The 22,542-nt window shown below is 72.7% G+C and carries 23 protein-coding genes; 11 read left to right on the forward strand and 12 right to left on the reverse strand.

Features of this window, described 5'->3' with window-relative positions:
- Positions 1-14: 14 nt before the first annotated feature.
- The 4 genes from ACGFSC_RS30465 to coxB all read right to left on the reverse strand — a co-directional run bounded on the left by ACGFSC_RS30465 (position 15) and on the right by coxB (position 4,518).
- Complete coding sequence (locus tag ACGFSC_RS30465; RefSeq protein ID WP_359897050.1) at positions 15-1,271, reverse strand: Ig-like domain-containing protein; 1,257 nt, start codon at positions 1,269-1,271, stop codon at positions 15-17.
- A gap of 204 nt (positions 1,272-1,475) precedes the next feature.
- Positions 1,476-1,892: a cytochrome c oxidase subunit 4 gene (locus ACGFSC_RS30470; protein WP_359897049.1), complete on the reverse strand. Its 417-nt coding sequence runs from the start codon at positions 1,890-1,892 to the stop codon at positions 1,476-1,478.
- Positions 1,892-3,667 (reverse strand): cytochrome c oxidase subunit I, encoded by a 1,776-nt coding sequence (ctaD, locus tag ACGFSC_RS30475; protein ID WP_380353216.1) that lies wholly within the window; start codon positions 3,665-3,667, stop codon positions 1,892-1,894. Before ctaD ends, ACGFSC_RS30470 begins: the two co-directional genes overlap by 1 nt.
- Entirely contained in the window at positions 3,664-4,518 is an 855-nt protein-coding gene (gene coxB / locus ACGFSC_RS30480) for a cytochrome c oxidase subunit II (protein ID WP_359897048.1), read from the reverse strand. Before coxB ends, ctaD begins: the two co-directional genes overlap by 4 nt.
- Before the next feature lie 369 nt (positions 4,519-4,887).
- Between coxB and ACGFSC_RS30485 the strand changes: the two genes are divergently transcribed.
- Complete coding sequence (locus ACGFSC_RS30485; RefSeq protein ID WP_359897046.1) at positions 4,888-6,300, forward strand: aminotransferase class V-fold PLP-dependent enzyme; 1,413 nt, start codon at positions 4,888-4,890, stop codon at positions 6,298-6,300.
- 10 nt (positions 6,301-6,310) lie between these two features.
- Here ACGFSC_RS30485 and ACGFSC_RS30490 read toward each other — a convergent pair whose 3' ends face one another.
- Positions 6,311-7,288, reverse strand: a complete 978-nt coding sequence (locus tag ACGFSC_RS30490) for a carbohydrate kinase family protein (RefSeq protein ID WP_359897044.1) — start codon at positions 7,286-7,288, stop codon at positions 6,311-6,313.
- A gap of 273 nt (positions 7,289-7,561) precedes the next feature.
- On the opposite strand from ACGFSC_RS30490, the gene ACGFSC_RS30495 reads away from it, so the two are divergent.
- Positions 7,562-7,768: a hypothetical protein gene (locus ACGFSC_RS30495; RefSeq protein WP_359897043.1), complete on the forward strand. Its 207-nt coding sequence runs from the start codon at positions 7,562-7,564 to the stop codon at positions 7,766-7,768.
- 112 nt (positions 7,769-7,880) lie between these two features.
- Positions 7,881-8,570: a hypothetical protein gene (locus tag ACGFSC_RS30500; RefSeq protein WP_359897041.1), complete on the forward strand. Its 690-nt coding sequence runs from the start codon at positions 7,881-7,883 to the stop codon at positions 8,568-8,570.
- A 90-nt stretch (positions 8,571-8,660) separates the two neighbouring features.
- On the opposite strand, the gene erpA is transcribed toward ACGFSC_RS30500, so the two are convergent.
- Complete coding sequence (gene erpA, locus ACGFSC_RS30505; RefSeq protein WP_359897039.1) at positions 8,661-9,014, reverse strand: iron-sulfur cluster insertion protein ErpA; 354 nt, start codon at positions 9,012-9,014, stop codon at positions 8,661-8,663.
- Between the two features lie 245 nt (positions 9,015-9,259).
- Here erpA and ACGFSC_RS30510 point away from each other — a divergent pair, with 245 nt between their 5' ends.
- Entirely contained in the window at positions 9,260-10,120 is an 861-nt protein-coding gene (locus tag ACGFSC_RS30510; protein WP_359897037.1) for a GNAT family N-acetyltransferase, read from the forward strand.
- Positions 10,121-10,179: 59 nt separating this feature from the next.
- On the opposite strand, the gene ACGFSC_RS30515 is transcribed toward ACGFSC_RS30510, so the two are convergent.
- From ACGFSC_RS30515 to ACGFSC_RS30525, 3 genes are all read right to left on the reverse strand, one after another.
- On the reverse strand, positions 10,180-11,547 hold the full coding sequence (locus ACGFSC_RS30515; protein ID WP_359897036.1) for a pyridoxal-dependent decarboxylase: 1,368 nt from the start codon (positions 11,545-11,547) through the stop codon (positions 10,180-10,182).
- A 241-nt stretch (positions 11,548-11,788) separates the two neighbouring features.
- A complete protein-coding gene (locus ACGFSC_RS30520; RefSeq protein WP_359897033.1) occupies positions 11,789-12,253 on the reverse strand; it encodes an Lrp/AsnC family transcriptional regulator in 465 nt (154 codons plus the stop codon).
- 137 nt (positions 12,254-12,390) lie between these two features.
- Positions 12,391-13,314 carry an NADP-dependent oxidoreductase gene (locus ACGFSC_RS30525; RefSeq protein ID WP_359897031.1) on the reverse strand — a complete coding sequence of 308 codons (924 nt, stop codon included), beginning with the start codon at positions 13,312-13,314 and terminating at the stop codon, positions 12,391-12,393.
- Between the two features lie 219 nt (positions 13,315-13,533).
- Here ACGFSC_RS30525 and nadA point away from each other — a divergent pair, with 219 nt between their 5' ends.
- The gene (gene nadA / locus ACGFSC_RS30530) at positions 13,534-14,718 is read left to right on the forward strand and encodes a quinolinate synthase NadA (RefSeq protein ID WP_359897029.1); all 1,185 of its coding nucleotides are present in this window, start codon (positions 13,534-13,536) and stop codon (positions 14,716-14,718) included.
- Between the two features lie 82 nt (positions 14,719-14,800).
- Here the strand turns inward: nadA and ACGFSC_RS30535 are convergent, their stop codons facing one another.
- Both ACGFSC_RS30535 and ACGFSC_RS30540 read right to left on the reverse strand, forming a co-directional pair.
- A complete protein-coding gene (locus tag ACGFSC_RS30535) occupies positions 14,801-15,094 on the reverse strand; it encodes a hypothetical protein (protein ID WP_359897028.1) in 294 nt (97 codons plus the stop codon).
- 36 nt (positions 15,095-15,130) lie between these two features.
- A complete protein-coding gene (locus ACGFSC_RS30540; RefSeq protein WP_359897138.1) occupies positions 15,131-15,919 on the reverse strand; it encodes a PspA/IM30 family protein in 789 nt (262 codons plus the stop codon).
- A gap of 316 nt (positions 15,920-16,235) precedes the next feature.
- Here ACGFSC_RS30540 and ACGFSC_RS30545 point away from each other — a divergent pair, with 316 nt between their 5' ends.
- Positions 16,236-16,835 carry a DUF3043 domain-containing protein gene (locus ACGFSC_RS30545; RefSeq protein WP_359897026.1) on the forward strand — a complete coding sequence of 200 codons (600 nt, stop codon included), beginning with the start codon at positions 16,236-16,238 and terminating at the stop codon, positions 16,833-16,835.
- A 158-nt stretch (positions 16,836-16,993) separates the two neighbouring features.
- Positions 16,994-17,734 carry a methyltransferase domain-containing protein gene (locus tag ACGFSC_RS30550; RefSeq protein ID WP_359897136.1) on the forward strand — a complete coding sequence of 247 codons (741 nt, stop codon included), beginning with the start codon at positions 16,994-16,996 and terminating at the stop codon, positions 17,732-17,734.
- Positions 17,735-17,816: 82 nt separating this feature from the next.
- On the opposite strand, the gene ACGFSC_RS30555 is transcribed toward ACGFSC_RS30550, so the two are convergent.
- Positions 17,817-18,017, reverse strand: a complete 201-nt coding sequence (locus tag ACGFSC_RS30555) for a hypothetical protein (RefSeq protein WP_359897024.1) — start codon at positions 18,015-18,017, stop codon at positions 17,817-17,819.
- Between the two features lie 122 nt (positions 18,018-18,139).
- Between ACGFSC_RS30555 and cobU the strand changes: the two genes are divergently transcribed.
- The 4 genes from cobU to ACGFSC_RS30575 all read left to right on the forward strand — a co-directional run bounded on the left by cobU (position 18,140) and on the right by ACGFSC_RS30575 (position 22,519).
- Positions 18,140-18,727: a bifunctional adenosylcobinamide kinase/adenosylcobinamide-phosphate guanylyltransferase gene (gene cobU, locus ACGFSC_RS30560; protein ID WP_380353207.1), complete on the forward strand. Its 588-nt coding sequence runs from the start codon at positions 18,140-18,142 to the stop codon at positions 18,725-18,727.
- Positions 18,728-18,755: 28 nt separating this feature from the next.
- Positions 18,756-19,880 (forward strand): nicotinate-nucleotide--dimethylbenzimidazole phosphoribosyltransferase, encoded by a 1,125-nt coding sequence (locus tag ACGFSC_RS30565; RefSeq protein WP_359897022.1) that lies wholly within the window; start codon positions 18,756-18,758, stop codon positions 19,878-19,880.
- Between the two features lie 86 nt (positions 19,881-19,966).
- Positions 19,967-20,758, forward strand: a complete 792-nt coding sequence (locus ACGFSC_RS30570) for an adenosylcobinamide-GDP ribazoletransferase (RefSeq protein ID WP_359897020.1) — start codon at positions 19,967-19,969, stop codon at positions 20,756-20,758.
- Between the two features lie 258 nt (positions 20,759-21,016).
- Positions 21,017-22,519, forward strand: a complete 1,503-nt coding sequence (locus ACGFSC_RS30575; protein WP_359897019.1) for a leucyl aminopeptidase — start codon at positions 21,017-21,019, stop codon at positions 22,517-22,519.
- Positions 22,520-22,542 lie beyond the last annotated feature (23 nt).

Genomic DNA, 22,542 nt, shown 5'->3' on the forward strand with positions numbered 1-22,542 from the left:
CCCTCCCGGGCCCGTCAGAGGTCGGGGCGGATCATCCCCGCGGCGGGGGCCTGGGAGGGCGGTGCGGTGGTGCTGACGGGCTGTCCCGAGGCGCTGTGCTTGACCCAGTCCGTCCAGGCGACGTTCCAGTCCCCGAAGCCGTTGCCGAAGGACTCCATCGCGCCGCCCCGGCTGTTCACCACCGTCACCAGGTCCCCGACCCGGGTGTGCTGGTAGAACCACTCGGCGTTGCCGGTGCTCATGCCGGTGCAGCCGTGGCTGACGTTCTCGATGCCCTGCGAGCCGACCGACCAGGGCGCCGCGTGGACGTACTCGCCGCTCCAGGTCACCCGGGTGGCCCACTTCACGTCGAGGTCGTACGACTCCGTGCTGCCAGCGGCTATGCCGATGGTCTCGCCGTTCATCCGGACCGACCGCTCCTGGCCGAGCACCACCTTGACGCCGTTGCGGGTGTCGAAGCCGGGCTTGCCGGTGGTGACCGGGATGGTCTTCAGCACCTCGCCGTCGCGCTTCAGGGTGAGCTCGTGGGCGGCCGCGTCGATCACCGACTCCACCCGCTCGCCGATCCGCAGCTTCAGCGAGCTGCGGTCGCCGCCGTAGAGGCCGTCCGCGATCCGGCTGCCGGTGCCGTCGAAAGCCAGCGAGACGGCCGTGCCGGCCGGCCAGTAGGACTCCGGGCGGAAGTGCAGGTTCTTGTCGTCCACCCAGTACCAGGCCCCGGTGACGACGGGCTGGGAGCCGACCGTCAGGGCCCGCTCGACCTCCTGGCGGGCCTGCGGGTCCGTCACCGCCTCGGAGAGCTGCACGGTGAGCGGCTGGCCCACCCCGTAGACGCCGGTGCCGGAGGAGTCCGGGCCGAGCTTGGCGGTCAGCAGGCGCTGGGCGGCGACGGTGCTGAAGCTCGCGGTGGTGTCGCCGCGGCCGCCCCTGCCGTCGTCGGCGGAGATCCGCACCGTGTACGCGGTCGAGGCCTTCAGCCGGCCGGTGGTCTGCCAGCTGCGCTGGTCCTCCGCGAGCTTCCCGGCGACCACCCGGCCGTCCGGGCCGACCACGGTGACGTCGGTGAGCGTGCTGCCCTGGACGGCGCTCACGGTGACCGGCTGGGAGGGATCGGCCGTGCCGTCCGCCGAGAGGTGGACCAGCGGGGCCGCGTCGATCCGGTGCGGCCCGGCGGGCTCGTCGACCCCGGCCGTGCAGGCGGCCAGCGGGGCCAGCACTGCGAGGGCCAGCGAGATGCCGCCTAGAGCTGCGATTCCACGCCTGTCGGCCATGACCGCCTCCGAGGGTTCGCACGATTGATCAGATCGTAGGAACGCCCCCCGGTGAAGCGACATCCGAGGGACTTCCCGTTCACCCACCGGAGTGAGGCCGTCATCCCGGGGACGCAGCAGGACCGGGGAACGCGGCAACGCCGGGGGACGCAGCAGGGCCGGCCCCCCGTGCGGGAGGACCGGCCCTGGTGCGGAGGCGGGAACCTACTGGTTCTGGTTCTCGCCCCGGTAGAACTCGAAGACCCATCCGAAGATGCCGATCATGATGATCGGGGCGGCCCAGAACATCAGCCACCAGCCGAAGATCACGCCCAGGAAGGCGAGCGCGCCACCGAGCGCCAGCGAGAGCGGCTGCCAGCTGTGCGGGGCGAAGAAGCCCAGCTCGCCGGAGTCGTCCGCGACCTCGGCCTCGGGGTTGTCACCCGCGCCGCTGTCCACCCGGCGGGCGGTGAAGGCGAGGTAGTACCCGATGAAGGCACACAGGCCGAAGGCCAGGAACAGCGCGGTGGTACCGGCCGCCTCGATGCCCTTGTCCGAGTGGTTGGTCCACAGGCCGTAGGTCACGGCCATGGCCAGCACGAAGACCGACAGGCCAAGGAAGATCTTTCCCTGTTCCTTCATCAGGCGTCGCCCTCCTTGTTGCCCTTGCCCAGCTTCGGGGCGTCGTACTTCGCCGGGGTCACACCGGCGAGGTGCTTGGCCGGCTCGCCGTGGTTCTCCAGGTAGTCCAGCGCGGCGATCTCCGGGTGGTGGAGGTCGAAGGCCGGGGATTCGGAGCGGATCCGCGGGAGGGTGAGGAAGTTGTGCCGCGGCGGCGGGCAGGAGGTCGCCCACTCCAGCGAGCGGCCGAAGCCCCACGGGTCGTCCGCGGTGACCTTCTCGCCGTACTTGGCGGTCTTCCAGACGTTGTAGAGGAACGGCAGGATCGACAGGCCGAGCACGAAGGAGCCGATGGTCGAGACGGTGTTCAGGGTGGTGAAGCCGTCCGAGGCCAGGTAGTCGGCGTAGCGGCGGGGCATGCCCTCCGCGCCGAGCCAGTGCTGCACCAGGAAGGTGGTGTGGAAGCCGAAGAACAGCGTCCAGAAGGTGATCTTGCCGAGGCGCTCGTCCAGCATCTTGCCGGTCATCTTCGGCCACCAGAAGTGGAAGCCGGCGAACATCGCGAACACGACGGTGCCGAAGACCACGTAGTGGAAGTGGGCGACGACGAAGTACGAGTCCGAGACGTGGAAGTCGATCGGCGGGGAGGCCAGCAGAACACCGGTCAGACCACCGAAGAGGAAGGTGACAAGGAAGCCGACCGTCCAGAGCATCGGGGTCTCGAAGCTCAGCGAGCCCTTCCACATGGTGCCGACCCAGTTGAAGAACTTCACACCGGTCGGGACCGCGATCAGGAAGGTCATGAACGAGAAGAACGGCAGCAACACCTGCCCGGTGACGTACATGTGGTGCGCCCACACCGTCACGGACAGACCGGCGATCGCGATGGTGGCCGCGACCAGACCGGAGTAACCGAACATCGGCTTGCGGCTGAAGACCGGGATGATCTCCGACACGATGCCGAAGAACGGCAGCGCGATGATGTACACCTCGGGGTGGCCGAAGAACCAGAAGAGGTGCTGCCACAGCAGGGCACCGCCGTTGGCCGGGTCGAAGACGTGGGCACCGAACTTGCGGTCCGCCTCCAGGGCGAACAGCGCGGCGGCCAGCACCGGGAAGGCCAGCAGGACCAGCACCGAGGTCAGCAGGACGTTCCAGACGAAGATCGACATCCGGAACATCGTCATGCCCGGAGCGCGCATGCAGATGATCGTGGTGATGAAGTTGACCGCGCCGAGGATCGTGCCGAAGCCGGAGAAGGCCAGACCCATGATCCACATGTCGCCGCCGATGCCGGGCGAGTGCACCGCGTCGGACAGCGGGGAGTAGGCGAACCAACCGAAGTTCGCGGCGCCGTTCGGGGTCAGGAAGCCCGCCACCGCGATGGTCGAGCCGAAGAGGTACAGCCAGTACGCGAACATGTTCAGACGCGGGAACGCCACGTCCGGGGCGCCGATCTGGAGCGGCATGATCCAGTTCGCGAAGCCGGCGAAGAGCGGCGTCGCGAACATCAGCAGCATGATCGTGCCGTGCATCGTGAACGCCTGGTTGAACTGCTCGTTCGACAGGATCTGGGTCCCGGGACGAGCCAGCTCGGCACGCATGACCAGGGCGAGGATGCCACCGATCAGGAAGAAGGCGAACGACGTGCCCAGGTACAGCGTGCCGATCGTCTTGTGGTCAGTGGTGGTCAACCACTTGATGATGGTCGAACCCGGCTTGCGGGTCCGCTGCGCCCCGACCGTGACGGCCTCGGCGCCCCCGCCGGCCGCGGCGGGCTCGTTGAGGATTGTCACTTCTCTTCACTTCCCATGGTGATCAGGCCGGAGGGCACCGCACCGTTCTGGCCCTTGGCACGAAGCTCGGCCAGGTGCTTGTCGTAGTCGGCGCGGTCGACGACCTTGACGTTGAACAGCATGCGCGAGTGGTCGACGCCGCAGAGCTCGGCGCACTTGCCCATGTACTCGCCCTTGACGGTCGGCGTGACCTCGAACTTGTTCACCACGCCCGGCACGACGTCCATCTTCATCAGGAAGTTGACGGGCCAGAAGTCGTGGATGACGTCACGCGAGGTGAGGCGGAACTGAACCGACTCGTTGACCGGCAGCCAGAGCGTCGGAGCGTCCTTGGGCGTACCGACCTCGTACGCGGCGTCCCGGTTGGCCGGGTCGGGAGTCTCGGTGTTCTCGTAGTTGAACGCCCAGCTCCACTGGAAACCGACCACGTTGACGTAGTGCTGCGGCTTCTCGGAGGTGGCGGTCAGCTTCGCCTCGTCGCGGGCGACGAAGTAGAAGAGGACCGAGACGATGATGATGGGGACCGCGGTGTAGAGCGCCTCGATGGGCACGTTGTACCGGGTCTGCGGAGGGACCTCCACACCGGTGCGCTTGCGCCGGTGGAAGATCACGCTCCAGATGATCAGACCCCACATCAGTACGCCGACCACCAGCGCCGCGATCCAGGAGCCCTGCCACATCCGGAGGACCAAGGGCCCTTCCTGGGTGACGGGACTCGGGAGGCCAAGCCTGGGGAGGTCGTTGGCCGAGCAGCCGGTGGCGGTCGCGATGACGAGGCCCAGTGCCAGCGCCTGAGGCAGCTTCCGCCGCATCGTGCGCTGCGGCGAGCGGTCGGAGCCGTTGGGACTCACGTAGCGCCTTCCCGAAGTCTCGCCCGCCTTCGCGTCGCCCCGGGGAGGAGTGTGAGCCTCCCCGGCGACCCGTCCACGGGCACGGTTTGAATGCTTATGCGGGCCAAACCCTACTCCAGCCTTATGCGCTCCTGACGGGCAGCCCCCGGTAACGCGCCGCCCGCTAGCCCGATCAGGCCCGGTGGGGGCTGCGTCGCAGGTCATCGTAGGCATTCGAGGTCCGTACGCCCGATCGGGGGATGACCTCGGACGACGCCCGTGACGGCCCGTCGGACGCGGACGAAGCGGACATTCGGGATGATCGACTGACGGCGGGTGAGCCGTGCGAGGGGCCCCTGACTCCGGCCGGGTGTGTCGTTAAATGTCACCGTGTACTTCGACGCGGCCTCGACGGCCCCTCTGCACCCCGTCGCGCGGCAGGCTCTGACCGCCGCCCTGGACGAGGGCTGGGCCGATCCGGCCCGGCTCTACCGCTCCGGCCGACAGGCCCGGATGCTGCTGGACGCCGCCCGCGAGACGGTGGCCGCGGTGCTGGGCACCCGGGCGGACGAGATCGCCTTCACCGCGAGCGGCACCCAGGCCGTCCAACTCGGCCTGCTGGGCGCGCTGACCGGGAACCGGCGGCGCGGCGGCCACTTCGCGCACTCCGCGGTGGAGCACTCCAGCGTGCTGCACGTCGCGGAACGCCACCTGGCGGGCGGGGGCGAGGTCTCGGTGGCGCCGGTGGACCGCGGCGGCCGGGCCGACCCGGCGGCCTTCGGCGCGCTGCTGCGCCCGGACACCGCGCTGGCCGCGCTGCAGAGCGCCAACCACGAGGTCGGCACGGTCCAGCCGGTCGGCGAGGTCGCCGAACTGTGCGCCGCGGCCGGCGTCCCGCTGCTGGTGGACGCCGCGCAGAGCGCCGGGCGGATGGACGTCCCGGCGGGCTGGTCGCTGCTGACCGCGAGCGCCCACAAGTGGGGCGGCCCGCCCGGGGTCGGGGTGCTGGCGGTGCGCAAGGGCGTCCGGTACGCCTCGCCGCTGCCGGCCGACGAGCGCGAGGGCGGCCGGGTGCCCGGCTACGTCAACGTCCCCGCGATCGTGGCCGCGGCCGCCTCGCTGCGCGCCGTACGCGCCGAGGCCGAGCGGGAGAACAGCCGGCTGCACGCGCTGGTGGAGCGGATCCGCACCCGGGTACCCCAGCTGGTGCCCGAGGTCGAGGTGGTCGGCGACCCGGTGCGGCGGCTGCCGCACATCGTCACCTTCTCCTGCCTGTACGTGGACGGGGAGGTGCTGCTGACCGAGCTGGACCGGGCGGGCTTCGCGGTCTCCTCCGGCTCCTCCTGCACCTCGTCCACGCTGACGCCCAGCCACGTGCTGGCGGCGATGGGCGTGCTCACCGAGGGGAACGTGCGGGTCTCGCTGCCGTACGGGACGGCCGAGGCCGACGTGGAGCGGTTCCTCGCGGTGCTGCCGGAGCTGGTGGCCGGCGTCCGGGCGCCGCTCGGGCTGGACCTGCCGGCGCCCGGGCCCGCGCCCGAACCCGAGCCGGCGGCCCGGGAGTCGCTGCTGGTCATCGACGCGCTGGGCAAGCGCTGCCCGCTGCCGGTGATCGAGCTGGCGAAGCGGATCGGCGAGGTGCCGCGGGGCGGCACGGTCGCGGTGCTGGCGGACGACGAGGCGGCCCGGCTGGACATCCCGGCCTGGTGCGGGATGCGCGGGCAGGAGTACGCGGGCGAGGCCCCGGCCGCCGAGTACGGCGGCGACCGGGGCTCGGCCTACCTCGTGCTGCGTCGCTCCTGAGCGGGGCGGACTACTTGACCAGGTGCCCGCTGATCTCGGCGACCGCCTCGGCTCCGTAGGCCTCCTCGAAGCGCTTCAGGAAGGCGGCCGGGCGCAGCTCGTACTCCTGGGTGCCGACGGTCTCGATCACCAGGGTGGCGAGCATGCAGCCGAGCTGGGCGGAGCGCTCCAGGTCGAGGTCCCAGGACAGGCCGGCCAGGAAGCCGGCGCGGAAGGCGTCGCCGACGCCGGTCGGGTCGACCTTGGCCTCCTCCTTGGCGCAGCCGACCAGGATCGGCGCCTCGCCCTTGCGCTCGATCCGGACGCCCTTGCTGCCCAGGGTGGTGATCCGGGTGCCGACGCGGGTGAGCAGCTCCTCGGCGCCCCAGCCGGTCTTGCTCTCGATCAGCGCGGCCTCGTACTCGTTGGTGAAGAGGTACGCGGCGCCGTCCACGATCTCGCGGATGTCGTCGCCCTCCAGGCGGGCCAGCTGCTGGGAGGGGTCGGCGGCGAAGGCGTAGCCGCGGGTGCGGCACTCCTGGGTGTGGCGGACCATGCCCTGCGGGTCGTCGGCGCCGATCAGGACGAGGTCCAGGCCGCCGACGCGGTCGGCGATCGGCTTCAGCTCGATGTTGCGGGCCTCGGCCATGGCACCGGTGTAGAACGAGGCGATCTGGTTGTGGTCCTCGTCCGTGGTGCACATGAAGCGCGCGGTGTGCCGGGTCTCGGAGATGTGGACGGAGTCGCAGTCCACGTTGTTGCGCTCCAGCCAGCTGCGGTACTCGGCGAAGTCCGCGCCGGCGGCGCCGACCAGGACCGGGCGCAGGCCGAGCACACCCATGCCGAAGGTGATGTTCGGCGCGACGCCGCCGCGGCGGATGTCCAGGGTGTCGACCAGGAAGGACAGCGACACGGTGTGCAGCTGCTCGGCGACGAGCTGGTCGGCGAACCGGCCGGGGAACGTCATCAGGTGGTCGGTGGCGATCGAGCCGGCAACGGCGATACGCACGGAAGGTCTCCTCAGGATGGCTGCGGGGCCAACGGGCAGGCGGGGATGAACCCACCCACGGTACCCGGCCCCGGGGAGCGCCCAGGCAAGAGTGCCGCAAGTTGCCGCCCGCACGGCCATGGTGGCACCCGTGGCCCTCGAACGTGTACTACCTCCCGGTAGCACTGGTGGGCGGCCGGGCCCCTGCCTAGGGTCGGCCGTGGGGGCCCGTCGCGCGGGCCCCGCCGTCGACCGTGGCAGCGTGGCCACGGCCCTGGATCGGAGCGATGCCCGATGATGACCGACCACTGCTCCCCGCCCGTCCTGCGGACCGAGGACGGCGAGACGCTCGACGCCCTGGTGGACTCCTCCCGGCGGCTGCGCCGGTTCTGGCCGCAGCTCGCGGCCGGTCCGCAGCCCGCCACCCCCGCACCGACCGGCTTCCGGGTCCCGTCCGGGGCGCAGCGGATGGTGGCCGGGATGGCCGAGTACGGCTTCTGAGCCCGCGCCGGAACGGATCCGACCGGTACGGAACCGGATCCGACCGGAGCACGTCACATCCGCGCGGAGCGGCGAGGAAGCGGCACCGCTGAACCCTCGGGAGGATGTGCAGATGGAACCGGAGACGATGCCCCGGCGCGGTCGGCGGGCGGTGGCCCTGGCGGGTCTGGCGCTGGCGGCGGTGATGACGGTGGCCGGCTGCGGCGGGGGCGGCAAGCCCGCCTCGGACGCCGCGGCGAGCGGCTCGGCCGCCGCGTCGGCCTCGGAGAGTGCCTCCCCGCAGGCCCCGACGGACTCCGCGAGCCCGTCCTCGGCGGCGCCGACCGGGAGTTCCTCCGGCGCCTCGCAGCCGGCCCGGCCGCCGGGCGGCTTCACGCCCACCCCGGCCTCGCCCGCGCCCGGGCAGCCGGCCCCCGGCACTCCCCCGGGCAACGGGATCGCGGTGGGCGAGCCGAACCCGAACGGTTCTGGCGCGCCCGTCCGTCCGCCGGTCGCCTACCGGGTGGACGGCACCACCAAGCTGACCGTCTACTTCTTCGGCGGGGTCTGCACCACGTACACGCTGAAGGCGGACGAGTCCCAGCCGGGCCGGGTGGACGTGCTGGTCGTGCCGGGCCCGCCCACCGTCCAGCCCGGGCAGGTGTGCAACGCGCTGGCCAAGCGGCAGTCGGTCTCGGCCGACCTGCGCTCGCCGCTGGCCGGGCGGACCGTCGTCGACCGGACCAGCGGCCAGGAGCTGCCGCTGGAGGGCGACCCGCACATGGGGCCGGACCCGGTGAGCCCGGACGTCGCCGGACGGTAGCCGTCCCCGCGGGCGCCGGGCGGCCCCGCGCGGGCGGGAAACGAGAAGGCGGCCCCGGGGTGATCCCCGGGGCCGCCTTCCGCAGCGGGCCTAGCTGAACGAGTCGCCGCAGGCGCAGGAGCCGGTGGCGTTCGGGTTGTCGATGGTGAAGCCCTGCTTCTCGATGGTGTCGACGAAGTCGACGGTGGCGCCGCCCAGGTACGGGGCGCTCATCCGGTCGGTGACGACCTTGACGCCGTCGAAGTCCTTGATCACGTCGCCGTCGAGCGAGCGCTCGTCGAAGAACAGCTGGTAACGCAGGCCGGAGCAGCCACCGGGCTGGACGGCGACGCGCAGCGCGAGGTCCTCGCGGCCCTCCTGCTCCAGCAGGGCCTTGACCTTGCCCGCGGCGGCATCGGTGAGGAGGATGCCACTCTCGACGGTGGTCTCGTCCTGGACGGTCATCTGCTTTCTCCCGGTCTTGACGACGGTCTGCCGCCAGTGCCAACCAACAGCCGTCCGGTTTCATTTCCCGGACGGCGATTGATTTCTGCGGCCTGTTCGCGACCGAATATCCGTGGGCCGGGTGTGCCACCCGCGTCCCCTACGCTCCCCATGCTCGCACACCCCCGCGGGACGGGTCACCGCGCGAGGTGCGGATCCGGGCGAACCGGCCCCGCGGCGGGCCGCCGGACGCCAGGATGGTTCCCATGATCCTTCGCCCGGTCAGGGACACCGCCGCGGACGCGGAGGCCGTCCAGGAGCTCGCCGACGCCGCGTTCGCCGACGCCTCCCCGGCCGCGGCGGCGCCGGGGCCGACGCCGCTGCGACTGGCCCGGACCAGACACCTGGCGCGCACCGATCCCGGCGGCTGCTGGCTGGCGGAGAGCGCCGGCGAGCCGGTCGGGGCGGTGCTGTCGATCCGCCGGGAGGGCCTGTGGGCGCCGTCGCTGTACGCCGTCCGGCCGTCCGCGCAGGGCAGGGGCGTCGGGCGGCTGCTGCTGGAACGGGCGGCGGCGCACTCCCGGGGCTGTCTGCGCGGGATGGTCTGCGCGGCGGACTCCCCGGCGGCGGCCCGCCGCTACCGGCTGGCCGGCTTCACCCTGCACCCGGCGATGCGGCTGGCCGGGCGGGTGGACCGGGAGGGGCTGCTCGACCCGGGGGACATCCCGGTGCACCGCGGCAACGCCACCCACCTGCACCTGCTGGACTCGGTGGACCGGCGGCTGCGCGGGTCCGCGCACGGGCCGGACCACGAGCTGATGCTGGGCCACTTCGAGGAGCTGCTGATCGCCGACGCGCTGGCCGGCAGCGGCTACTGCTACCGGGACGGCGGCGTGGTGCGGCTGCTCGCGGCCACCAGCAAGCGGATCGCCGCCCGGCTGCTGCGCGAGGCGCTGTCCCGGGTGCCGGAGGGGACCGAGGCGCGGGTGGAGCACCTGACCGCGGAGCAGGAGTGGGCGCTGGACGTCGGGCTGGAGGTCGGGCTGACGCCGCGGGCCGCAGGCTTCGTCGGGGTCCGCGGGATGCGGCCGCCGGCGCCGTACCTGCCGAGCGGGGCGTTCCTGTAGGGCGCGGGCACGCGTACGGCCCCGCCGGGACTGCCGACGGGGCCGTGACGGGAGCGGGCTCAGGCCATGGTGTCCAGGATCTCCCGGACCATCTCCATGGTGGTGCCCGGGTGCAGGAAGGCGAACCGGGCGACGGTCTCGCCGTCCCAGCCGGTGGGGGTGACGAAGCCGATCTGGTCCGCGAGCAGCTGCTGCGACCAGCGGTAGTAGTCGTCGTTGGTCCAGCCCTTGCGCTTGAAGCAGACCGCCGAGAGCTGCGGGTCGAACAGCAGCTCCAGGTGCTCGTTCTCGCGGATCAGCTGCGCGGTCTCGCGGGCCAGGGTGAGGCCGGCCTCGATGGCGTCGGTGTAGGCCTGGACGCCGTGCACGGCCAGCGAGAACCAGAGCGGCAGGCCGCGGGCGCGCCGGGTCAGGTGGTAGGCGTAGTCGGTGGGGTTCCACTCGTCGCCCTCGGTGTGCAGGACGTCCAGGTAGGAGGCGTCCTGGGTGTGCACGGCGCGGGCGAGCTGCGGGTTGCGGTAGATCAGCGCGGCGCAGTCGAAGGGGGCGAACAGCCACTTGTGCGGGTCGACCACGAAGGAGTCGGCGTGCTCGATGCCCTCGTAGCGCTCCCGCACCGAGGGGGCGAACAGGCCCGCGCCGCCGTAGGCGCCGTCCACGTGGAACCACAGGTCGCGCTCGCGGGCGACCTCGGCCAGGCCCTTGAGGTCGTCGACGATGCCCTCGTTGGTGGTGCCGGCGGTGCCGACGACGCCGATCACCGTCTCCGGGTTCGGGTCGGCGGCCAGGGCGGCGCGCAGCGCCTCGCCGGTGAACCTGCGGTCGACGGTCGGGACCTTGAAGGCCTCGACGCCGATGATGTTGAAGGTGTTCTTGACCGAGGAGTGCACCTGGTCGGCGACGGCTATCCGCAGCCGCGCCTCCGGTCCGACACCCAGTCGGCGGCGGGCGGTGTCGCGGGCGACCACCAGGGCGGAGAGGTTGCCGGCCGAGCCGCCGGAGACGAAGGTGCCGCCGGCCGACTGGGGCAGGCCCGCGCGGTCGGCGATCAGGCGCAGCACCTGGTTCTCGGCGGCGATCGCGCCGGCCGCCTCCAGCCAGGAGATGCCCTGCAGGGAGGCGCAGGAGACGACCATGTCGAACAGCAGCGCGGCCTTGGTCGGGGCGCACGGGATGAAGGACAGGTAGCGCGGGCTGTCGGCGGAGATGACCGCCCGGGACAGCTCGTGGTCGTACAGCTTGAGCACGTCGACCGGGTTGTTGCCGTCCTGGTTCAGCAGGCCGGACAGCTGGGCGCGCAGGTGCTCGCCGTCCCCGGGGTGGTCGAGCGGGACGGGGTCGTACTGCAGCCGCTCCCGCATGTAGTCGAAAACCAGGTCGACCAGTTCGTTGTCGGGCCGGTGCATGCGGTCGGGTGCTGCGGACACGGCTGTCCCTCTCGGCGTGGGGTGTCGGGGGGCGTCCGACCGGCGGGACGCCTCACCGCGACGACCGGACGTGATCAGCGTAGGCAGCACGAGCGCCTCACCGCGCGTCGGAACGCGGCTGGTCAGGCAGGTTTCGGGCGTCTTCGGGCCGGTCCGCGCAGGATTCCTGCGTGGGGGCCGGGAAGGTCGCGTCCGGTGGGTCCCGGCGGGCCCGGCGACGGCCCGCGGGACACCGCCCGGGTCACCCGATGAGCTGGGAGAGGACCACCGAGGAGCGGCTGCGCTGGACTCCGGGCTCGCGCCGGATGCGCTCGATGACGGCCTCCAGGTGGCGCATGTCGGCGGCCCGCAGGTGCACCAGGGCGTCCGGGTCGCCGGTGACCGTCCAGGCGGCGATCACCTCGGGGAACTGCCGCAGGCTGGCGAGGATCTCCTCGGGGGCGGTGCGCTCGCGGCAGTAGACCTCGACGAAGGCCTCGGTCTGCCAGCCCAGCACGGACGGGTCGAGCACCACGGTGAAGCCCCGCACCACGCCGCGCGCCCGCAGCCGGTCGATCCGCCGGCGCACGGCGGTGGCGGAGAGGTTCACCTGCAGGCCGATCTCGGCGTACGAGGCACGGCCGTCGCTGCCGAGCCGGGCGAGCAGGAGCCGGTCGGTCTCGTCCAGGTCGGCCCCGACCACCTCGTGCGCTCGGCTGCTGGTCATGGGTGCGGGGCTCCACGGGTCGTACGGGGGTCGGTGGGGCGCTCCGGCGGCGGGCTGCCACTGCCGAAACGGTTCGTCACCATTCTGGCGGATGACCTGGACGAGTTCACCGCCGAAGGATGACGGGCCGGAGGCCGTCACGGAACGAGCAGCACGATCTTCCCCCGGGTGCGGCCCTCGGCGCTGAGCGCCTGGGCGGAGGCGGCCTGGGCCAGCGGGAAGGTCGAGGCGACGGTGACCGTCAGCCGGCCGTCGTCGGCGATCGCGGCCAGCTCGGCGAGGTCGCCGGCGTCCGGGCGGACCCAGACGTACCGGCCGCCGAGCGCCTTGACCCCGAAGTCGGTGGTCGAGGCGATCCGGCCCGGGTCGGCCACCAGGCCGGCCGAGACCTGGACGGCACCGTGGCCGACCAGGTCGAGGGCCGCGTCCACCCCGTCGGGGGCGAGCGCGCGGACCCGGTCGGCCAGGCCCTCGCCGTACACCACCGGCTCGGCGCCGAGGCCCCGCAGGAAGTCGTGGTTGCGCTCGGCCGCGGTGCCGATCACCCGGGCACCGAAGGCCCGGGCCAGCTGCACCGCCAGGTGGCCCACCCCGCCCGCGGCGGCGTGCACCAGGACGGTCTCCCCCTCGGCGAGACGCAGCGCCCGCAGGCCCTGCAGGGCGGTGAGCCCGGCCAGCGGCAGGCCGCCGGACTGCGCCCAGTCCAGCGCGGCCGGCTTGCGGGCCAGGGTGCGGACCGGGGCGGAGACCAACTCGGCGTAGGTGCCGTGCTCGACGGCGTCCTTGCGGACGTAGCCGTAGACCTCGTCGCCCGGGGCGAACTCGGTGATCCCGCCGCCGACGGCGCGCACCACGCCGGCCAGGTCCCAGCCCATGACCAGCGGGAAGTGCGCGTCGAGGATGCCGTCCAGGGCGCCGTCCCGGACCTTCCAGTCCACCGGGTTCACCCCGGCCGCCCGGACCTCGACCAGGACGGAGTCGGGTCCGACCTTGGGGTCGGGCAGGTCGGTGTACTCGACCACCTCGGGGCCGCCGTAGCGGTTGATCGCGATTGCTTTCATGGCTCAGCCATACCCGTGGGCTTCGAAGTATCGATTCGGCCACGCCGGACTGCCCCGAATCGGCTATCGGGCTCCGCCGGGGGTCCGTTTCGGCGAGCGGTTCTCGTCACATCGACAGGATGGCCATCGTCACTCTGACGCTAAGCGGTTAGAATAGATAGCGTCAGTTAGACGAAAAGGCCCCACCGCTAGCTCGGCCGCACAGAAGGGCACCCGCCCGTGACCACCACCATCACCGAGACCCACGGCGTCGACCCCACTCCGACGCCGCTCGCTCTGCTGCTGCTCGGCCGCGAGGCCGATCCGAACAGCGAGCGCGGCGTCGAATGCCCCGGTGACCTCCCCCCGGCCTCCGACCCGAACCTCGTCGAGCGCGCCCGCGCGGCCAAGGCCGCGCTCGGCGACCGCGTCTTCATCCTCGGCCACCACTACCAGCGCGACGAGGTGATCGAGTTCGCCGACGTCACCGGCGACTCCTTCAAGCTCGCCCGCGACGCGGCGGCCCGCCCCGAGGCCGAGTACATCGTCTTCTGCGGCGTGCACTTCATGGCCGAGTCCGCGGACATCCTCACCAGCGAGCGGCAGCAGGTCGTCCTGCCGGACCTCGCGGCCGGCTGCTCGATGGCCGACATGGCCACCGCCGAGCAGGTCGCCGAGTGCTGGGACGTGCTGACCGACGCCGGCATAGCCGACGTCACCGTCCCGGTCTCGTACATGAACTCCTCCGCCGACATCAAGGCCTTCACCGGCCGGCACGGCGGCCTCATCTGCACCTCCTCCAACGCCAAGCGCGCCCTGGAGTGGGCCTTCGAGCAGGGCCAGAAGGTCCTGTTCCTGCCCGACCAGCACCTCGGCCGCAACACCGCGGTGCGGGACATGGGCTTCTCGCTGGACGACTGCGTCGTCTACAACCCGCACCGGCCGAACGGCGGCCTGACCGCCGAACAGCTGCGGGACGCGAAGATGATCCTCTGGCGCGGCCACTGCTCGGTGCACGGCCGGTTCAGCCTGGACTCGGTGAACGACGTCCGCGAGCGGATCCCCGGCGTGAACGTCCTGGTGCACCCCGAGTGCAAGCACGAGGTCGTCGCGGCCGCCGACATGGTGGGCTCGACCGAGTACATCATCAAGGCGCTGGACGCCGCCGAGCCCGGCTCCAAGTGGGCCATCGGCACCGAGCTGAACCTCGTCCGCCGCCTGGCCAAGGCGCACCCGGACAAGGAGATCGTCTTCCTGGACCGCGCGGTCTGCTTCTGCTCCACCATGAACCGGATCGACCTGCCGCACCTGGTGTGGGCACTGGAGTCGCTGGTCGAGGGCCGGGTACCGAACGTGATCACCGTCGACCCGGAGACCGAGAAGCACGCCAAGGCGGCCCTGGACCGGATGCTGGCCCTGCCGTAGCCCGTCCCGCGGACAACGGCGAAGGGCGGGCCCCCTCCCACCGGAGGGGGCCCGCCCTTTCGTCTGGCAGCAGCCGCTGGCGCTACTCGGGGAAGCCCGGGATCACGCCCTCGCCGTCGGCCATCAGCAGCTCGCGGACCTCGTCGATCGTCGCGTCGGCGCTCGGCAGGATCAGCTCGGACGGCTCCAGCGAATCCAGCGGCACCGGGGTGCCGTACTGCTTCACCGCGTCGATGAGCTTGCCGTAGGCCTGGCGGAAGAGCGTCTCGTCCCCCGAATCCACCGCAGTGACGAGCTCGGCGTCGAGCTCGTTGAGCAGGCTCAGGTGGTCGTCGCCCACCTCGTACTGCCCCTCACCCATGACCCTCATGATCATGCCGTGCGTCTCCCTGGTTCGTGGGTCGAGCTCAGATCACTTGTTGTAATTGATGCGCGGGGTGTCCTGCTGCGGCTGCGGCTGGGCGTCCTGCTTGCCCTGCTCGATCGCGGCGGGGCCGGTCGAGGAGGGGCCGGACAGCTCGGCCTTCATCCGGGCCAGCTCCAGCTCGACGTCGGAACCGCCGGCCACCCGCTCCAGCTCGGCCTCGATGTCGTCCTTGCGGCCGAGACCGCTCGCGTCGTCGAGCGCGCCCGAGGCGAGCAGCTCGTCGATCGCACCGGCCCGGGCCTGCATCTGGGCCGTCTTGTCCTCGGCACGCTGGATCGCCAGGCCGACGTCGCCCATCTCCTCCGAGATCCCGGAGAAGGACTCGGCGATGCGGGTCTGCGCCTGGGCGGCCGTGTACGTCGCCTTGATGGTCTCCTTCTTGGTGCGGAAGGCGTCCACCTTGGCCTGAAGTCGCTGGGAGGCGAGCGTGAGCTTCTCCTCCTCGGCCTGGAGCTGCTGGTACTGCGTCTCCAGGTCGGTGATCTGCGACTGCATGCTGGCCTTGCGGGTCAGCGCCTCGCGGGCGAGGTCCTCGCGGCCGAGCGACAGCGCCTTGCGGCCCTGGTCCTCGTACTTGGCGGACTGCTGCTGCAGCTGCGTCAGCTGGAGTTCGAGCCGCTTGCGCGAGGTCGCGACGTCCGCGACACCACGCCGTACCTTCTGCAGCAGTTCGAGCTGCTTCTGGTAGGAGTAGTCGAGCGTCTCACGGGGATCCTCCGCCCGATCCAAGGCCTTGTTCGCCTTGGAGCGGAAGATCAACCCCATACGCTTCATGATTCCGTCGCTCATGGGCCTCGGGTGCCCCCTTCTCCGGCCTGCGGTCTTTATCTCGTTACCAGACACGACGAGTGTATGTGCAGCGAGCCCGTCGCCGCAGTGCACCTGCCTGCAACAAGACTGCTACAGGGACCAGTGGCGTTTCCTCCTCCCCCGGGTGGATCCGCCCCTCATACCCCCCATCGTCCATCCGACTGATCCCCTACGGGAAGGCCCCGGGAAACCCGCTTCGGACGGCGACCTGGCGGTATCGATATGCGTTTGGGTCCGAGGGCACCCGTGGAAGCCGCGTCGCACCCCGTACGCTGGTGGTGTGTTCCGACGCCGTTCAGATGATGCCGCCGCCTCCGCCACCGTGCTGGAGAAGCAGGACGAGACGACCCAGGCCCGCGATCCGCAGGCCAAGAAGGGCCGCCCCACCCCCAAGCGCAGTGAGGCCGAGGCCAACCGGCGTACCCGGGTGACCGTGCCCAAGGACCGCAAGGAGGCCGCCCGTCAAGGGCGCGAGCGGATGCGCACCGAGCGCGAGAAGCAGCGCCAGGCCCTGATGAACGGCGACGAGCGCCACCTGCCGGCCCGTGACAAGGGCCCGGTGCGCAAGTTCGCCCGCGACTACGTGGACTCCCGCTGGTCGCTCGCCGAGTTCTTCCTGCCGGCCGCCGTGGTCATCCTGGTGCTCAGCATCGTCAAGGTGCCGACGCTCCAGCTGCTCTCCACCCTGCTGTTCCTGCTGTTCTTCGTGCTCGTGATCCTGGACTTCGTCCGCCTCGGCTTCGGCCTGCGCAAGCAGCTCGCCGAGCGCTTCGCCGGGCAGAACACCCGCGGCGCCGTCGCGTACGGCATCATGCGCACCCTCCAGATGCGCCGGCTGCGCCTGCCCAAGCCGCAGGTGCGGCGCGGGGAGAAGCCCTGACCGCCGAACCGGTCGACTCCGGCTGGGCCCCCCCGTCCTGGGAGGGGCCCGGCCTCTACGCGCTTCCGGGGCAGGGGGACGGCGGCCACGACCGTCTCGCCCAGGAGCGCAGGCTGCCCTCGCGCAGCGGGTCCTTCGCGGGCGGCACCGGCGCCTGGCTGGACCGGCTCGGCGGGCTGCGCAACTTCGTCCGCCAGGAGCTCGTCGCCCGCCAGCTCGCCGAGCAGCTCGCCGGGCGCAGCGCGCAGCGGGTGCTCGACATCGGCTGCGGCCAGGGCACCCAGGCCCTGCGGCTGGCCCGGGCCGGCCACTACGTCACCGGGATCGACTCGGACCCGGTCGCGCTCGGCGTCGCCCAGGGGGCGCTCGCCGAGGAGCCGCCGGAGGTCCGCGGCCGGATGCAGCTGCTCAGCGGCGACGGCCACCAGTGCGGGCGCTGGTTCGGCCCGCGCAGCTTCGACGTGGTGCTCTGCCACGGCGTGCTGATGTACCTGCCCGACCCCGATCCGATGATCGCCTCGCTGGCCCGGCTGCTGGCCCCCGGCGGATTGCTCTCGCTGCTGGTCCGCAACCGCGACGCGCTCGCCCTGCGGCCGGCCGCCGCCGGGGACTGGCGGGCCGCCCTGCACGCCTTCGAGAGCGACCGGTACTACAACCGGCTCGGGCTGGCCGCGCGGGCCGACCGGCTCGGCGACCTCACCGTCACCCTCTCCGAGGTGTCGGTGCCGCTGCGGCACTGGTACGGCGTGCGGGTCTTCACCGACAACGCCCCGGACGACGCGGCCCCGCCGGTGGACGGGCGGCAGCTGGCCCAGCTCCTGGAAGCCGAGTACCGGGCCGGCCGCACCGACCCGTACCGGCAGGTCGCCGCGCTCCTGCACGTGATCGGGGCGAAGTAGCCCGGGGCTGGGCCGATCCGGGCGAAGCCGGAGCGGATCCGGGGCGGAGCAGCCGCCGGGCGACCGCCCCACCCCGTCGGGCCTACTCCTCGCGCAGGCTCATCGCATAGACGACGCGGTCGTCGTCCAGCAGCACCGCGGTGTCCACACCGTCCTCCGCGAGCTGCTTCCAGGTCTCCCCGATCCAGGTCTCGGCGTCTCCCTGGCCCGCGAACTCCTCCTGGCCGCCGCCGGGCGTCACCGCGCTGCCGTCCGCCTTCTCGTACCGCCACGTCCAGACCATGCCGGCTCCTCCCACTGACCACGCTGCCTGTGTTGCTGCGCACCATAGCCTGCCCGGCCCGATCTTCCGTATGCCTGGTCCGGCGGCCCGGTCCGGCGGCCCGGTCCGGCAGGATGGGCGGCATGGCGACCCCCTCCGAGCCCACCCGTCCCCCGCTGCCCCGCACCCTGCTGCTCGGCGGCGCCCGCTCCGGCAAGTCCACCCGCGCCGAACAGCTGCTCGCCGACCACCCGGACGTCCTGTACGTGGCCACCGGCGGCACCCGGGACGGCGACGCCGAGTGGGCCCAGCGGGTCGCGCTGCACCGGGAGCGCCGCCCGTCGAGCTGGCGCACCGCCGAGACCTGCGACCTGGAGACCGTGCTGGCCGACCCCACCGACCCGGCCCCGGTGCTGGTCGACTGCCTGGCGCTGTGGCTGACCTCCGTCATGGACGAGTGCGACGCCTGGGACGACGAGGTCTGGGCGGACCGGGGCGAAAGCGCGGTCCAGCGCCGCTGCGAGGCGCTGGCACGCGCCTGGGCGGCCACCGGGCGCACGGTCGTCGCGGTGAGCAACGAGGTCGGCATGGGCGTCGTCCCCGCCACCGCCGCGGGCCGCCGCTTCCGCGACACCCTGGGCCGGCTCAACATGGCCGTGGCGGACGCCTCGGAGCGGGTCCTGCTGGTCGTGGCCGGGCAGGTGCTGACCGTCAAGCCAGCCGCAGGCTGAACACCTTCGGCGTGTAGCCTTCCGGACGATGGACACGACCGTGGATCTCGATACGTTCTCCTCTCTCGTCGAGCGCCCCGACGAGAGCGCCCGGCGGGCCGCCGACGAGCGCTGGCAGGCGGCCGACCGCCCGCGCGGCGGGCTCGGCAAGCTGGAGGAGCTGGGCAGTTGGCTGGCCTCCGTGCAGGGGCGCTCCCCGGTGCGGCCGATCTCCGCTCCCAAGGTGCTGCTGTTCGCCGCCGACCACGGCGTCGCGGCGCTCGGGGTGTCCCGGATGCCCGCCGAGGGCGGCACCGCGGCCCGGGTGCGGGCCGTGCTCGACGGCAGCGCGCCGGTGTCCCGGCTGGCCGCGCGCTACGGCGCCCGGGTGCGGGTCGTCGACGTCGCGGTGGACGCCGACCCGGCCGACTTCCCGGACGAGGTGGTCACCCACCGGATCCGGCGCGGCTCCGGGCGGATCGACGTCGAGGACGCGCTCACCGCGCAGGAGACCGTCCGGGCGTTCCGGGCCGGCATGGCCGTCGCCGACGAGGAGGCCGAGGCCGGCACCGACCTGGTGCTGCTCGGCGACCTCGGGGTCGGCGCCACCACGGTGGCCGGCGTGCTGGTCGGCGCGCTCTGCGGGACGGACGCGGCGGCGGTGACCGGGCGCGGCTCCGGGATCGACGACCGGGTGTGGATGGTCAAGTGCGCCACGATCCGGGACTCGCTGCGGCGGGCCCGGCCGGTGCTCGGCGACCAGCTCGCGCTGCTCGGCGCCACCGGCGGGGCCGACTTCGCGGCGATCACCGGCTTCCTGCTCCAGGCGGCCGTGCGGCGGCTGCCGGTGGTGCTGGACGGTGTGGTCTCGGCGGCCTGTGCGCTGGTCGCGCAGCGGATCGCCTTCCGGGCGCCCGAGTGGTGGCGGGCCGGGCAGTCCAGCGGCGAGCCGGCCCAGGCGAAGGCGTACGACCGGCTGACCCTGACGCCGTTGCAGGACCAGGGCATCACCATGGGCGAGGGCTTCGGCGCGCTGCTGGCGCTGCCCCTGCTCCAGGCCGCGGGGGACGTGCTCGCGGACGAGGCTCCGAAGCCGTTCGTGCCGATGGCGCCGAGCGCGCCGAAGGAGCAGCCGAGGCTGCCCTCGGCGGCGGACCTGCTGCGGAAGCTGTAGCGAACCGGCCCGCGCCCCCGGCCGACGGCACGACAACCCGGGAACGCCCCTGCCAGGGGCGTTCCCGCCGTGAGAGGAACGTGTTCATGGCCAGCGGCACCGATCGGGCCACCTGGGCCGACGGCCTGCGGTTCGGGTTCGGGACGCTGTCCGTACTGCGGGTGCGGGTGGAACGGTGGGACCGGGCGGCGGCGGCCCGGGCGATGCTGACGGCTCCGCTGGTCGGGCTGGTGCTGGGCGCGCTGGCCGCCACGGCCGGGGCCCTGGTGGCCTGGCGGGCGGGCGGGCCGCTCGGCGCGGTGACCGCGGTGGGAGTGCTCGCCGGGCTGACCCGGGGACTCCACCTGGACGGCCTGGCGGACGTCGCCGACGGACTCGGCAGCGGCAAGCCGGCCGAGGACGCGCTGCGCATCATGAAGCAGTCCGACATCGGTCCGTTCGGCGTGCTGACCCTGGTGCTCGTCCTGCTCGCCCAGGTGGCCGCGCTGGCCGGACAGTTCGCCCACTCCCCGCTGCGCGGCGCGCTCGCGGTGCTCGCCTCGGCGACGGCCGCGCGGTGCGCGCTCGCCTGGGGCTGCCTGCGGTCGGTGCCGGCCGCCCGGCCGGGCGGGCTGGGGGCGATGGTGGCGGGCACCGTGGCGCCCGTCGGAGCCGCCGCCGCGACGGCCGTCGCGGCGCTCGCCCTGGCCGCGGCGGGACTGTCCGACGGATGGTCAGCCCTCCGTCTCCCGCTGGCCGTTGCGCTCGGCACGGGCTGCGCCCGACTGCTGCTCGGACGGTGTGTGCGCAGGTTCGGCGGGATCACCGGTGACGTGCTCGGCGCGATGGCCGAAACCGCCGCGACCGCCTCGCTGTTCGCCCTGGCGTTGCTCGGCTGATACCGGGCGGCGCGTGATCCCAGCATGCGGACTACCATGCGTGGAGCACCGCAGCCCTGCACCGTGGCAGGTCCTGCCCGCCCGGCGCGCACCGAGGAGCCGGGGCCTCTGGTGTGCGCGGCCGCCTCGGACGGACGCGCGCGCCAGGGGGCCCGGACCCCGGAGGCCCGCCGGCGGACGGCCTGCGACGGCGGGCTGCGCCGGTGCGGCAGCCTCGCCGTGGCCGGCCGTGGACCGCGAAAGAACAGGACGCATTACGTGACTGCATTGTCTGTGAGCACCTCCTCCGCCGCCTCGCTGCGCGCGGACGCCCTGGTGATCGGTGTCGCGAAGGGCCCGAAGGGCATCGTGCTGGCCCCCGGCGCCGAGGCCGTCAACGAGGCGTTCGAGGGCAAGCTGACCGAGGTCCTCAGCACCCTGGGCGCGACCGGCGCCGAGGGCGAGGCCGTCAAGGTCCCCTCCCCCGCCGGCCTGAAGGCCGCGCTCGTGCTCGCGGTCGGCCTGGGCGAGGCCGCCGAGGACGGCTACCAGCTGGAGGCGCTGCGCCGCGCCGCCGGTGTCGCCGCCCGTACGCTGGCCGGCGCCAAGAAGGCCGCGCTGGCCCTGCCCGCCGAGTCCGCCGCCGACATCGAGGCGGTCGCGCTGGGCGGCCTGCTCGGCTCGTACGCCTTCGGCACGTACAAGGCCAACGGCAACGGCAAGGAGCCGGTCGGCGAGCTGGTCCTGCTGGCCGCCCGCAAGGGCAGCAAGGACGCCAAGGCCGCCGTGGAGCGCGCCGCCGCGGTCGGCGAGGAGATGAACCGGGCCCGCGACCTGGTCAACACCGCGCCGAACGACCTGAACCCGAAGAGCTTCGCCGCGATCGCCCAGGCGGCCGGCAAGGAGCACGGCCTCAAGGTCGAGGTGCTGGACGAGAAGGCGCTGACCAAGGGCGGCTTCGGCGGCCTGCTGGGCGTCGGCGTCGGCTCCGAGAACCCGCCCCGCCTGGTGAAGGTGGCCTACACCCACCCGAAGGCCAAGGCCACCCTGGCGTTCGTCGGCAAGGGCATCACCTACGACTCGGGCGGCATCTCGCTGAAGCCGGCCGGCCACAACGAGACCATGAAGTGCGACATGGCCGGCGCCGCCGCCGTGTTCGCCGCCGTGGTGGCCGCCAAGCGCCTGGGCCTGGCCGTCAACGTGACGGGCTGGCTGGCGCTGGCCGAGAACATGCCGTCCGGCTCCGCCACCCGCCCGGGTGACGTGCTGAAGATGTACGGCGGCAAGACCGTCGAGGTCCTGAACACGGACGCCGAGGGCCGCCTGGTGCTGGCCGACGCGATCGTGCGGGCCGGCGAGGAGAACCCGGACGTCATCGTCGACGTGGCCACCCTGACCGGCGCCATGGTGCTGGCCCTGGGCAACCGCACCTTCGGCGTGATGGCCAACGGCGACGAGCTGCGCGAGGAGCTGCACGTCCTGGCCGGCGAGGCGGGCGAGCAGTCCTGGCCGATGCCGCTGCCGGCGGACCTGCGCAAGGGCTTCACCGAGTCGACCATCGCCGACCTGGCCAACATGGGCGAGCGGATGGGCGGCGGCCTGGTGGCCGGCCTGTTCCTGAAGGAGTTCGTGGCCGAGGGCATCGACTGGGCGCACCTGGACATCGCCGGTCCGGCGTTCCACGAGGGCGCGCCGTACGGCTACACCCCGAAGGGCGGCACCGCGAGCGCGGTGCGCACCCTGGTCCGCTTCGCCGAGCAGAGGGCGAACGGCAAGGCCTGATCCAGGCATGCCCTGAACCAGGC

Source organism: Kitasatospora sp. NPDC048715 (assembly GCF_043198905.1).
In the GTDB taxonomy this organism is placed as follows: Bacteria; Actinomycetota; Actinomycetes; order Streptomycetales; family Streptomycetaceae; genus Kitasatospora; species Kitasatospora lactacystinica.